Here is a 15,138-nt window from a genome sequence, read left to right on the forward strand (position 1 = left end):
AAGTTAATTATAACATAAATGGTAAAAAATTTATATATACAAACTTTAAAAAATATTATGATAACTTTATGTTAATTAATACTATTTAGTAGATTTTACACTAAAAAAGCATATAATAATAGAATATTACATAGGATTTAAATATAATGCCTGACATAAAAAAAGAAATACAATATTACTATGATAAAGCAAACTCGTTTTTTGAACTTGGAAGACATCAGGAGGCTTTGAATTGTAATGATAAAGCTATTTCATTAGATGACAAATTTTATAAGTCATATTATTTTAAAGGCAATTCATTAAAAAATATTGGTAAAAACAAATACAATGAAGCTATAGTATGTTTTGACAAAGCAATAAAACTTAATAATAAAGATTTTGATTCCTATTATAATAAAGCTTTAATTTTATTTGAACTAAAAAAATATGAGGAAGCAATAGATGTAATTAATCTGTCTTTAGAAATTGATGATGAAAACAGTAATGCATATTATTATAAAGGACTTTGTTTATATAATTTAAAAAAATATAAAGAGGCTATAGAAGAATTTGATAATACTGTAAAAATAGATAGCCAGTATAGCAAGGCATATTATTATAAAGGATTAAGTTTATACTATTTAAAAAGATATGAGGAAACTATAGAAGAATTTGATAAGTATTTAAAAATTGCTGATCAGTGCGATAATTCATATTATTATAAAGGGCTTTCTTTATTTGAATTAAAAAAATATGAGGAAGCATTAGAAAGTTTAAAAAGCACAAACAATTTTAATAAATATGACATGTATTATTTTATGGGCGAGATTTATGATATAAAAAATAACTATAAAGAAGCCATTAAATATTATGATAAAGCATTAAAAAATTATAAAGAAAAAAATAATGCAAGAGACTATTATATAATAGGTATGACATTATACAAATTATCTCTTTTTGATAATGCTATCGATAATTTCAATAAGGCATTATCATTTATATTTGAAGATAAATATAGCAATACTGAAGATATTTTGAATTACTGCAATAATATTTTAAAACTGGAAAATAATAATAAAGTTTTTTATGCCTATAAAATGATGGCCTTGATTTTGTTGAACAGATATGATGAAGCATTGTCACTATATAACAATGTAGAAAAAAATAATGAAGTTTTATATGATGCAGAAATTTATAAAAAAGCTTTGAATATATTAAAAGAAAAAAATAAAATAAATGATGAACATATTGTAAAAGGTTATGACAAAGCTATATCATTAAACCCTAAAAATGAAAAAAGCTATAAAGAAAAAATAGAGTTCTTAAAAAGTATAGGAAAAAATGACTTAGTTGTAGAATGTTACAATGAGTTAATAAAATTAAATCCTAATAATATAGATATATATAAAGAAAAAATAGAGTTCTTAAAAAGTATAGGAGAAAATGACTTAGTTATAGAATGTTATAATGAGTTAATAAAATTAAATCCTAATAATATAGATATATATAAAGAAAAAATAGAGTTCTTAAAAAGTATAGGAGAAAATGACTTAGTTATAGAATGTTATAATGAGTTAATGAAATTAAATCCTAATGATATAGATATATATTATAAAGAAAAAATAGAGTTCTTAAAAAGTACAAATAAAAATGATTTAGCTACAGAATGTTATGATGAAACTATAAAGTTAAAACCTAATGATATAGTAAACTATAAAGAAAAAATATACTTATTAAAATGTATAGGGCGAAATGATTTAGCTATAGAATGTTATAATGAGTTAATAAAATTAAATCCTAATGACATAAATTCTTATAGAGGAAAAATTGATATATACAAAGCATTAGCTTATAATTCTAAATACAATGATGACATAGAAAAATATTATAATTTAGCTATAGAATGTTATGATGAATTAATAAAACTAAAAACTGATGATATAGACTCTTATATCGGAAAAGCTTATATATACAAAATATTAGTTAATAAATCTATAGATAAAAAAAAATACTGTAATTTAGCTATAGAATGTTATGATAAATTAATAAAACTAAAAATTGATTATGCTGATTCTTATAAAGGAAAAGCTTATATATACAAAACATTAGCTTATGATTCTAAATACAATGGTGACAGAAAAAAATATTATAATTTAGCTATAGAATGTTATGATAAATTAATAAAACTAAAAATTGATTATGCTGATTCTTATAAAGGAAAAGCTTATATATACAAAACATTAGCTTATGATTCTAAATACAATGGTGACAGAAAAAAATATTATAATTTGGCTATAAAATGTTATAACAAAACCATAAAGTCAAATACAAAGAATATAGAAAACTATAAGAAAAATGATTTGACTATAGAATATTATGATAACATAATAAAATACACTGATACAAATATAAAAATATATAAAGCTAAAATAAAATTCTCCAAGAAATTAGCTGATCAAAATAATAATCAAATTATGGAAATAAAAAATGAATATAAAAATTATAATAAAAGAAAATATAAAAAAGAAATTAATAAATTAAATAAAGAAAACAAAAAATATTATAACTTAGTTATAGAAGATTATGATAATATAGTAAAATCAAATGATAAAAATATAGAAATCTATAAAGAAACAATAGAGTTATTAAAAAGTATAGGTAAAAATGATTTAGTTATAGAATATTATAATGAGTTAATAAAATTAAATAATACTAATATTATAGAAATCTATAAAGAAAAAATAGAGTTATTAAAGAAATTAGCTGATCAAAATAATAATCAAATTATGGAAATAAAAAATGAATATAAAAATTATAATAAAAGAAAATATAAAAAAGAAATTAATAAATTAAATAAAGAAAACAAAAAATATTATAACTTAGTTATAAAAGATTATGATAATATAGTAAAATCAGATGATAAAAATGTAGAAATCTATAAAGAAAAGATAGAGTTATTAAAGAAATTAGCTGATCAAAATAATAATCAAATTATGGAAATAAAAAATGAATATAAAAAATTATAATAAAGGAAAATATAAAAAAGAAATTGATAAATTGGTTAATAAATTGAACGAAGAAAAAGAAAAATATAATAATTTATTTATAGAAAGTTGCAGAAAGATGATAGAAGTTAATCCAAATAATATAGAAAGCTACAAAGAAAAAATAGACTTCTTAAAAAGTACAGGCAAAAATGATTTAGTTATAGAATGTTATGATAAGATGATAGAAGTTAATCCAAATAATATAGAAAGCTACAAAGAAAAAATAAACTTCTTAAAACAATTAGCTGATCAAAATAATAATTTGATTATAGTAAAAAAATATATCAGTTCAAATAAAGAAAAATGTGAAAAAGAAATTGATAAATTGGTTAATAAATTGAATGAAGAAAAAGAAAAATATTATAATTCGGCTATAAAATGTTATGATGAAGCTATAAACTTAAAGCCTAGTATAGATCTTTATGAAGGAAAGGCTCAAATTTTAGATTTATTAAAAAGATACTCTGAAGCTGAGGAGTGTAGAAAGCTTAGTAAAAAATTAAAAATATGAGTTTTTTGGTGCTTTTTATTTATATTTGTTTTTCTATCTAGTACTAACTTTATTTTTTATATTTGAAAATATTTCTTCGATTTTTTCAAAAAAGATCGTAAAAAAATACTAACTACTTTTTTGTAAAAATATGTAATACTTTTTATTTTCTGGATTTACATTTTTATATTTTATATCTTTTGATATTTGTTTTACTTTTAGGGTTAATAATATGATTTATTATTTGCTTGCTTATTAATTTATTCTTCTTAGTGTCATGAAAAGTAAAAAAACTAATACTCGGTAATTTCTTCACCCACATACAGCAGTATATCATAAATTAGGAAACATTATGCAGGTTCTATATATGACAGCAGCTCATACAAATAAAAAAACAAAATCGTTTCATTATATTCAATAATATATTCTATAATATGAATATATAATATATAAAACAAATTTAATATATACAAAATAATATTATATTTAGTACTTACTAATTTTTTTACAAATCATAATGCAAAAAATAGTATAATACAATTTACAAACATATATAAATTGAATATACTATATGTATCAATAAAAAATAAATTTGAAGGTGAATTTTTATGGAAGAACTAGAACAAAAACCAAAAAAAGATTACCTATTAATAAAACTATTTATAGGTATAGTTGTAGGAATTATACTAGGTATGGTTTCTAATGCAGCTGTGATTAACGTTATACAATCTATCAAATATGTACTTAATCAAGTAATATCTTTTATGGTTCCATTAATAGTATTAGGATTTATTGCTCCTGCTATTACTAGAATGGGAAACAGAGCTAATAAGATGTTAGGTGTTATGCTTGCACTTGCTTATTTCTCATCTGTTGGGGCTGCTTTATTTGCAACTATTGCAGGATATATAATAATACCTAATTTAAATATAGCTTCTAATGTTTCAGGCGGAAAGGAACTCCCTGAAATAATATTTAAATTAGATATTAATCCAGTATTCCCTGTAATAACTGCTTTATTCTTGGCTATATGCGGAGGTGTTGCAGTTGTTAAGACTAAATCTAAATACTTTGAAAACTTATTAGATGAACTTAATAATATAATATTATTTTTAGTTAATAATGTAGTAGTTCCTATATTGCCATTCTATATTGGCACTACTTTTGCTACTTTATCTTATGAAGGCACTATTATAAAAAGTGTACCCGTATTCTTAATAATAATCATCATAGCAATAGTAGGACATTTTATATGGCTTACTTTGTTATACTCTATAGCTGGTATTATATCAAAGAAAAATCCTGCCAGAGTATTTAAACATTATGGTCCTGCTTATCTTACTGCTGTAGGTACTATGTCTTCTGCTGCTACTTTGCCTGTTGCTTTAAAATGTGTAAGCAAATCTGATGCTTTAGATAAAGACGTTGTTAACTTTGCTATACCTATGGGTTCAACTATACACTTATGCGGATCAGTATTAACAGAGACTTTCTTTGTTATGACTATATCTAAAATATTATACGGTCATTTACCTACTGTTGGTACTATGGTTTTATTCATAATCTTACTTGGTATATTTGCTGTAGGTGCTCCTGGTGTTCCTGGCGGTACTGTAGTTGCTTCTTTGGGTATAATAATTTCTGTTTTAGGTTTCAATAATGATGGTACTGCTTTAATACTTGCCGTATTTGCTTTACAAGACAGTTTTGGTACTGCATGTAATGTTACTGGTGATGGTGCTTTAGCTTTAATGCTTCAAGGTATTTTCAAAAAAGATCAGAAAGTTGGTTAAATTACAAATAGAATTCCTTTAAATTAAAGATGAGTAAGGCTTAAAAAATTAGCCTTGCTCATTTTTATTTTAACCGCACGCAGAATAACACTACAAATATAAATTAATTATAATTACAATCCAATCTATAAATAACAATTCGTTTACCGTGCGTTAATTAAATTTTAAATCTAATCAAAACTTGGGCGGGTATGCTTTTACAATTTAAGCTTTAAAGAATAAGAAATTATAATCTCAAATTAAAACAAATAATTTTAAAGGGCGGGATATGTAATAAAAGCTTTAAAGTTTAATTACATTTGCCCACCCTCTATCCTTATAATTTAAATTTGACATTAAAACTTTAACTTCTATATTACAAAAATAGAATTTATAATCACCCACCCAAATTTATTAAATCAAAAATGCATTCACCGCACGTAAAAATAAATTTAATATATTAAATAATAAAAAACATATTAATATAAATTATATAGATATTATATTTATCGTGCGTATGTATTTGCAAAAAAGTTTAATTATAATATACTTTCTAATATTTATTTATAAAACAAATATTAGTAAATGAAACATAAGAGAAGCTATTAAAAAAAATAATATTGGAGTTTTAATAATGAATAGAAAGAAATTTTCAATTATAAAAATAATAGCAATATATTTTTCAGGAATAGTTTTAACTTTGAATGGTGTAGCAGGATTATTTTCTTTTATTGATACAAAAAATTATATTCATACTGTAGGAGTAGTTGAAGAGTGCGATAGAAGAAAAAGGGTATATAAATCTGGAGAAACTAGATATGAAAAGACAATGGTAATAAGCTATGAAGCTGATAATCATGGAACATTATACGCTACTCTAAGAAGCTATTATCCATTTAGAAAAGTAGGAGATGAATTGCCTTTATGGTATGATCCCGATAAACCAGAAAATATAAAACTTCCTTTTTCTCATGGTATTTCTTTTATATTCAGTACTGCTTTAGGATTAATATTAATTCGTTTTGGACTTTATATTGTAAATAAAAATAGATAGCTACATTGCTGTTATTATATAATTTTTTAGAATTATACAGTCTTAAGTATATGATCTGATATTTTTTATTTCTTCAATTTTTTTAAATTATAATTAAGATATATATAACAATTTATTGCAAAAATGCTAAACTATAATATACTATCAATTATTTATGAAAAAACTATTTTTATCATTGTTAATTATACTTATATCTTGCATAAATCTTTATTCGCAAACATTTAAGCCGTTTAGAAAACTGCATACTATACAGACAGAAAAATTTGAAATAATATTCCCTATAGAGTCCAGAAGGACAGCAGAAAATTTGGCAAAAGTAGCTGATGATATATATGAAAAATATTCAAAAATATTAAATAGCACTGTAAGAGGAAAAATACCTGTAACAATTACACCTGATTTCAATTTATTCAATTCAGCAGCAATGATAATACCATATTCAAGTTTAATATTATATGATACCAATATGGACGAAAATCTTACAAGCTACAGTAATAATTTTGAAACAGTTTTTATACATGAACTTACACATTTACTTTCTATGGCCTCAGAAAATACAGGACTTGCTACAAAAGTGATGGGAAACTGGGCTTCATTTGTGCATATTAATGCTATGCCTTTTATGATCGAAGGGGCTCCAGTTAGTATGGAAAGTTTAACTGGTTTCGGACGTGCTAATGACCCTTTAGTAAAACAAAGATTAAGACAGGATATATTTGAAGGAAATTTCAGAACTCCTATTCAGGCTTCTTATGTTTGGAATAAAAGCCCTTACGGAAATGTTTATTATGAATATGGCGGATTATTTTCTAAATACTTGCAAGACAGATTTGGAATGGAAAAGTATAATGCTTTTTGGAATAGAATGCAGACTAAACTTCATTTCTCATTTTTGGTTTATAATTCAGGAGTTTATGGAGCCTTCAAAAAGGTATATGGAATTAAATTTACTGAAGCTTGGGCTGACTTTCAAAATTCATTAGCTTTAGAAAATGTTAATCCTAGTGAAGAATTAATAGCAAATAATAAAGAAACTTTTATTAATGATCTTCATTCTTATGATGATACAGTTTATTATATAAATGGAGATATCGGAGCTTTATATTCATACAAAGAAAAAAGGAACAATGAAAATAATAAAAAAGATTTAAAATTAGAATTCTTAATAGACAGAGATTCTGAAAGTTTGGATATATCAAAAGATGGGAATAATGCTTTGATAGTATCTGTAATGTTTAATGGAGGACTTTATAAATATATTGTTAAAGAATATGATTTAAATAAAAAAACTAGAACTAAAAGAAAATGGTTTGATATGCAGTACGCTAGATATTTCAGAAATGGAATTATAGGAATATCAAAAGATTTGCATAACTCTATTTTAGTTTATATAAATGAAAACAATGAAAAAGAAATTTTATTACAAGCTAATGATAATTTCGGATATAGTGCTCCTGCTGTAATAGATGATAATAATATAGCTTTAATAGTTACAGAGAACGCAATTAAACATATAGCAATATTCAATTATAATAATAAATCATTAAGATATATTAATACAAAAGATAACACTTTAGACCATGTAAGAACTTTAAAATATTCAAAAGGAAAACTATTATTTGCTTACAATAATAATGACAGATTCTATAAACTTGGTGAGATTGATTTAAATAATAATCAAATGAAGCTTTATACAAAAGACTATTCAGGCGGAGTATTATCACCAGTATATGCCGGAGCAAATATTTATTATAAGGGAAGATTTTCAGAATATGACAGGCTTATGAAATACTCTGATAATGAATCTATAACAAAAAATTTTACCTACACTGATAAGACAATAAACAAATATGAATTTACTCCTCAAATGGAACTTGGAAATTATAATGGTTTTAAATATTTTAAGCCTTGGGCCATGTGGGTACCTTTGCCTCAAATAAATGAAACCTTCCCTTTTATTCTGAATGGTCTTGGAATATTATCTGTAGTAGCATCTCCTTCGTCTGATAATCTAGCATTGATTTGGCTTGGATATGATATACCTTCAAATTTTCTTCAAACTGAATTAACTGTTACTTCTTATAAAATGCTTTATCCTTTATACTTCGGATTTAAAAGCGATATTGTTTATTCCACCTATAATTATTGGAGATTGAATACCTATCTTGCTATGCAGTTTTTACTCAACACAGAAAGTGATAAACTTTATTTTATGCTTGAGCCTTCAATATCAGGTGCTTTATTTTCTGAGTTTGTAAATCCTCAAACTAACACATCATCAGCATTTACTTGGAAATATTCTTCTTGGACATTTAATGTATCTTTAAAAGCTTCAATGATATTTAGAGTACAAACGGATAAACCCTATAGAGATGATTTAGTAAATCTTACTGTTATACCTAAATATTCCATTAAATATAATAAATTTGCAATAGATTTCAGTACGAAGTTTCAAACTAGATATGTTCCTATCAGAGCTAGTTTTTATGGTTCTTATGCTTTTGGTACAAATACTGCATTTGATGGTGCATCTACAGTATTTGGATCAAGCGAAGTAAGTGCTCCTCAAGAATTCTATGCTTATGTACAGAGTAAAAAATATAAAGATAATTACTTTTTAGCTGGAGATTTTGAACTTCTTGGATATTTAAGTTCGCATTTCAATTTGAGTCATATATATTTTGATAATTTCTTTGCTTCACTATCATACAGATTTACTTATTATTCAAAGGAGTATATGCATTCAGCTGCTTTAAAAGTTGGATTTGATGCAAGCATTCCTGTATCAGGATATCAAAATATTGTTACTGGAGAGCCTTATATATTAGTTGCTTTAACACTTCCTACAACTTTAGATAAAAGCGTAATAGGAAACTACCCTACTTTAAATAATCTTTATATAGGATTTGGACTTCAAATGTCATGGTAGTCATGATAAATAAATATAATAAATCTAATTCCGCACGCAGAATAAAATTAACAATATAAAAAAATTTTAAATTATAATTTAAACATATAACTAAATTTCATTCACCGTGCGTTAATATAAATTTTAAATTTAAAAACCACTTGGGCGGGCATGCTTTTTTTATTTCAGATTTAAAGAATAAAAAAGTTATAATTTCAAATAAAAATAATAAATTTTAAAGGGCGGGGTATGTAAATAAGTTTTAAAGCTTTATTCTAAATCCCACCCTATTTATTTTAAATTCTTTCATTTATTTTTACTTTATTTTTCTTTTTAATTTTACACTCTTATTTTAACACCCACCCAAGTTTTTTTAAATTTATAGTTAATACACCGCACGCAGAATAAAATTTTCAATATGTAATAATCAATATTCAAATTCAATTATATATAAAATTTCATTAACCGTGCGTTAAATTAATTTCAATTATAACAAAATTTCATTAAAAAAATTATTATAGTTTGGAACTTTTATTAATATTTATACGTCTAATAATAAAAATAAGAAAGATTAGTTTGAGGATAAAACTATGAAACGTATTATTATAGCCGCATTTATCACTGTTATTTTATCAGTATCATTGTTTGCGGAAGAAAATAAATATTATTGCTCTGAAGAACCTTATACTTATTTTATTTATAATGAAGATTCATTAACACAAGAACAATTATCACAAATAATGCAGTTAAAAAGTAAATATCAAACAAAAATATCAGAATTAAGGAAAAAAATGCATTTTGAAAAAACTAAAATAAATTTAGAAATGGCTAAACAAAATCCTAATAATAGTATCATCAATAATTCTATAAAATTAAACAGAGAATATAATAAACAACTACAAACTATAGCAAATGAATTTTTATCTGAATATAGAAAAATCAAAAATCAAAATTGACATCTATTAAAGCTCTATTTTTATAAAATGGGAGAGGCTATTTTTAGCCTCTCTTTTTTTATTTTTTTAATAAGTAATATATTCAAATAAATATTTTTTTATGTATAATATACATATATGTTTTATAAAGGTTAGGTTATGAATAATATTTCAGCTGTAGTAAATGTATATAAATTATTCAATATAATTACACAGCTTATAAAAATTTAGGTATATTATGAACTACTATAATTTCATTCATAACATGAAAGCCGATATCAGTTTTTCATTCCTTAAAAAACTCAATTTTGAAACCTTTGAAAATAATGACTTATTCTTTTATGATTATATAGAAAAATTAAAAAAAGATCATTACCTCAATTTAAGATATAAAGTTGCTATAATTCAAAGCATAATTGATTCCTATATAGACGAATGTGCCTACAATGGAGATAATGAAAGTTTTGAAAATGTTATAGGAAGCATCAACTCTGTACTAATAAGAGATACTAATAATTTATATGCAAGAAATAAAGCAGCATTTCTATATTATACAAGATATATTTATGACTACGATGATATTTATTATGATATAGCAATGGATCATATAAATAAAATCATAAATAATGCTAATGAGATTACTTATTTTATTTTAGCAGTATTATATCAATTCAAATATATTAATACTAAAGATAATGAATATTTTAAAAAATCTCTATCAAATTATAAAGAAGTATTATCAAGATATGGAAATGATATTAATTTGAATTATGATATTTATTTATTGTATAAAGCCAAATTTCCAAACCTTGAAAATTATTTTGATATGGCTTCAGATATTTATAGTGATATGGTTGATAGTGATAATATATTTGCATTATGCGATTTGGCTAAATTATACAGAGATAAATTTATATCTACTAAAAACTCTGATTATTATTTGAAAGCAGTAAATTATTATATTGAAATTTCTTACATAACATTAGAAATTAATATGTTTCTTAATCTAGGCTATTTGCATGCTTTGATGTTTAAATTCAGTAATGACTTTCATTTTTATGATGAATCAATTTCAGTTTATAGTCAGTTGGAAGAAAGCAAAATATATGATGATACAATTCATAATCATTTAGCACTTCTATACACTATAAAATATAATGTAACAAAAAGCAAAGAAGATTTTGAAACTGCTATGAATTATTATAGTAAGGCATTAGAAAATAATAAATATATGTATTACTTTATGGCCTACTTATATTTGATATGCTACAATAATACAAACGATGATTTATATTTTAATGCTTCTTTTTCTTACTTCAATCATTTAGATTTAGATGATGTTGATATATTAAATTCCATAGCCTATTTATATGAGTCAAAATTTAGAATAACAAAAAACAAAGATTATTTTGATGAAGCTATATACTATTATAATAGAGCATTAGCTATAGACAGAGATTACTTATTTACTTATATAAATAGATTTGAATTATATAAATTAGCTTTTCATTATTTTGATGATCCTAATTATTTTACATTTATTATCAATGATTATGAAACATTATCTAATGACGGACATTTATATAATAATAAAGTTTTAGAATATTATATTAATCATAATATAGGCTGCTTCTATTATAATTTATACTGCAATAGTTTAGCAGAAAAAGAATTATGTTCAAATGTTAATTCAAAAGATGAACTATTCAATAAAGCCTTATTATTTTTTAAAGCTTCAAATTCTTTTATTGCCATAAGTGATTTATACAGACTTAAATATATAGACGAACATAATACAAATAAATATTTTGATTTGGCTTTATACTATGTTGATAAGAATATAGATGTATTTAGATATGATACAAGAAACCTATCGCAAAAAGCAATAATATATTATGAAAGATACAAAATAACAAAAGATATGAAATATTTTGAAAGCTCTTTAGAATATTTTGATTATGCATTAAATTTAAATAAATATGATAAAACTCTATATTATAATTTAGCTTTGCTTCATCATTTCAGAATAACAGAAAGTAAATTTGAAGATTATAAAATAGCAGAAAAAAATTATCTTGCTGCAATTGATTTAGACAGTTCTTATTTTAAAGCTATAGAAAATTTAGGATTTTTATATTCTATAATTTATAGTGTATATAATGTTGATGGAATATTTAATAATTCTTTATCATGTTTTAATAATATACTTACTAATGATGAAACTTCATTAATAGCATTGGAAGGAATAGGAGATTTATATAATTTAAAAATACAAAATAACAATAATATCGATAAACTAAGCAAATATGATTATCTTCTTAAATGCTTGGAATATTATGAGAAGGCTTTATCTTTAGGAGTAGGAATAGATTCTATTTATGAAAGATTAATAAATATATATTTTATTTTATTCAATGAATACGGAGATATGATTGTTATAGATGATTATTTTGATAAGTATATAAGTCTTTTACATATTAATAGAGATTTGGCTAATAAATATTTATTCATATTCAATAATGTAATGTTTAAAATTCATCAAAATAATAAATACTTGATAAAAGCAGGAAAATGTTTAAGCAGTTTAAATATGGATATATTCTCTATTAGATTATGCATTAGCTTTTTCAAATATTTATTTGATATTACTAACAAAATAAAATATGCTTTATTCACATTATTTTATTTGGAATATATATCCAATATAGACAGAAACAATATAGATTATTATTTTGATATTGGAATGCTTTATTACCAAGTTTATTTAAAAACAGGAAATTATGAATATATTATAAATTCTTTTCATTGCTACAGCAGAGTTTTAGACATTAATCCAAACTATCCTAAATGCAATTATAATAGAGCTTTAATATTAAAACATTTATTTGAAAAAACTCTAAAAATAGAATATATAGAAAATGCTTTTGAAAATTTAATTCAGTCAATAAAATTAGGCAATATAGAAGCCTATTCTTTAATTGGAGATATATACCTTCTTCTTTATAAAAAATATGAAAAGGAAGAGAAATATTTAGATAGAGCTGTAGAAAATTATAATTTATCTATAGAAAGTAAATTTTATGGAAAGAATGGTTATGAAGTATATTTTAATTTAGGAATTTGTTATTATTTCAAATATAAAATGAATAAACAAATACAAGATTATTTTAATACATCATTATCATATTATAAACAAGCTTTAAGTATAAGCCCAAAAAACATAAAAATTAACAGATTTATCAAATATCTTTACATAGTAAGAAAAATAATACCTCCGTCATCATAAATAATATTATTATTCATAGAAATTTATTATCAAAATATATTGAAATTATTGAAAAAAATTAATATAATAGCCATTGTGTGTTTGATAAATTTAAAATAAAAACATCTCTTTTTTATAATAATAGAATAAGGAGTTTAAAAATGGCTTCAGTAATTATTGTTGGTACACAATGGGGTGATGAAGGTAAAGGCAAAATAGTAGACTATCTTGCTGATAAATGCGAATATGTAGTACGTTCTCAAGGCGGAAGTAACGCAGGACATACGGTTGTAGTTGATAATGTTAAGTATAAATTAAGACTTCTACCTTCAGGAATATTGCATAAGGATAAAGTTTGTGTAATAGGAAACGGAGTTGTAATAGAACCTAAAGTATTTTTAAGTGAGATAGATGAACTTATTGCTAAAAAAGTTAATATATCAAATTTAAAAATCTCTAACAGAGCACATGTTTTAATGCCTTATCATAAAATACTCGATGCACTTCAAGAAGAAGATTTAGGAGAAAACAAAATCGGAACTACTAAAAACGGAATAGGCCCTTGCTATATGGATAAAGCTAGCCGTTTAGGTATTAGAATATGCGATTTAATGGATAAAGATGAGTTTGCAAGAAAATTAAAATTCAATGTAGAATTAAAAAATAAACTTCTTAAAAAACTTTATAATCATGAAGAAATTAATTATGAAGAATTGTTGGAAGAATATTTAGGATATGCTGAGAGATTAAAACCTTATGTTGCAGATACAGCACAAATACTTAATGATGCAATAAAAAGCAAGAAGAATATATTGTTTGAAGGTGCTCAGGCTACTATGCTTGACTTGGATCATGGTACTTATCCATTCGTTACTTCTTCCTACCCTTCAGCAGCAGGAGCTTGCAGCGGTTCTGGTGTAGGCCCTAGAAAGATTGATCATGTTATAGGTGTTGTAAAAGCTTATTCTACAAGAGTTGGAGAAGGCCCTTTCCCTTCAGAATTATTCGATGATATAGGACAATTCATAAGAGATAAAGGCGGCGAATACGGTACAGTTACTGGAAGACCTAGAAGATGCGGCTGGCTTGATGCATGCGTTTTAAGATATGCTTCATATATTAATGGTCTTGACTCTATTGCTATAACAAGACTAGATATATTAGATGAGTTGGATAAAATAAAAATATGTGCGGGATATAAATATAATAATGAAATATTAACTTGGTATCCTGCTAATTTGAATATACTTTCAAAAGTAGAACCTGTTTATGAAGAATTTGAAGGCTGGAAAACTGATACAAGCAGTATAAGAGAATATGATAAACTTCCAGAAAATGCTAAAAAGTATTTGAAAAGATTAAGCGAATTAGTTGATACAGAAATATCTATAGTATCAGTAGGTGCCGGAAGAGATCAAACTATAATATTAAAAAATATATTTTAATTTAATATAATTAAATTTTAAGCCTGTGTTTGCTTGAAGCAGATGCAGGCTTTTTTATTGTATTATATTTTGATACACTTTATTTTTATATAATTAAATTTATTACATTACATCAATTTAAAATATATACTAAACAATTTTTAAGTTTGTCAATTTTTTTATTCAACTTTTTCCCGCCGCACGCCACAGGCGGACAGCGTCAAAGAACCAAAAAGTGCAAATATAAAATTAGTATTAAATCAT

General features: G+C 23.6%; 8 protein-coding genes. All 8 read left to right on the forward strand.

The window, feature by feature from the left end:
* Nucleotides 1-146: 146 nt before the first annotated feature.
* Nucleotides 147-3,005: a tetratricopeptide repeat protein gene (locus tag Q0K52_RS06315; protein WP_297297623.1), complete on the forward strand. Its 2,859-nt coding sequence runs from the start codon at nucleotides 147-149 to the stop codon at nucleotides 3,003-3,005.
* Nucleotides 2,986-3,537, forward strand: coding sequence for a hypothetical protein (locus tag Q0K52_RS06320; protein WP_297297624.1), 552 nt, complete (start codon nucleotides 2,986-2,988; stop codon nucleotides 3,535-3,537). Before Q0K52_RS06315 ends, Q0K52_RS06320 begins: the two co-directional genes overlap by 20 nt.
* Nucleotides 3,538-4,124: 587 nt before the next feature.
* On the forward strand, nucleotides 4,125-5,309 hold the full coding sequence (locus Q0K52_RS06325; RefSeq protein ID WP_297297626.1) for a dicarboxylate/amino acid:cation symporter: 1,185 nt from the start codon (nucleotides 4,125-4,127) through the stop codon (nucleotides 5,307-5,309).
* 613 nt (nucleotides 5,310-5,922) lie between these two features.
* Nucleotides 5,923-6,342 (forward strand): DUF3592 domain-containing protein, encoded by a 420-nt coding sequence (locus Q0K52_RS06330; RefSeq protein WP_297297628.1) that lies wholly within the window; start codon nucleotides 5,923-5,925, stop codon nucleotides 6,340-6,342.
* A 154-nt stretch (nucleotides 6,343-6,496) separates the two neighbouring features.
* Nucleotides 6,497-9,271, forward strand: coding sequence for a TreP protein (locus tag Q0K52_RS06335; RefSeq protein ID WP_297297630.1), 2,775 nt, complete (start codon nucleotides 6,497-6,499; stop codon nucleotides 9,269-9,271).
* Nucleotides 9,272-9,840: 569 nt separating this feature from the next.
* Nucleotides 9,841-10,206, forward strand: coding sequence for a hypothetical protein (locus Q0K52_RS06340; RefSeq protein WP_297297631.1), 366 nt, complete (start codon nucleotides 9,841-9,843; stop codon nucleotides 10,204-10,206).
* A 217-nt stretch (nucleotides 10,207-10,423) separates the two neighbouring features.
* Nucleotides 10,424-13,471 (forward strand): hypothetical protein, encoded by a 3,048-nt coding sequence (locus Q0K52_RS06345; RefSeq protein ID WP_297297633.1) that lies wholly within the window; start codon nucleotides 10,424-10,426, stop codon nucleotides 13,469-13,471.
* Nucleotides 13,472-13,611: 140 nt separating this feature from the next.
* On the forward strand, nucleotides 13,612-14,895 hold the full coding sequence (locus Q0K52_RS06350; RefSeq protein ID WP_297297635.1) for an adenylosuccinate synthase: 1,284 nt from the start codon (nucleotides 13,612-13,614) through the stop codon (nucleotides 14,893-14,895).
* Nucleotides 14,896-15,138 lie beyond the last annotated feature (243 nt).

It is taken from the genome of uncultured Brachyspira sp. (assembly GCF_944390845.1).
Lineage (GTDB): Bacteria > Spirochaetota > Brachyspiria > Brachyspirales > Brachyspiraceae > Brachyspira > Brachyspira pulli.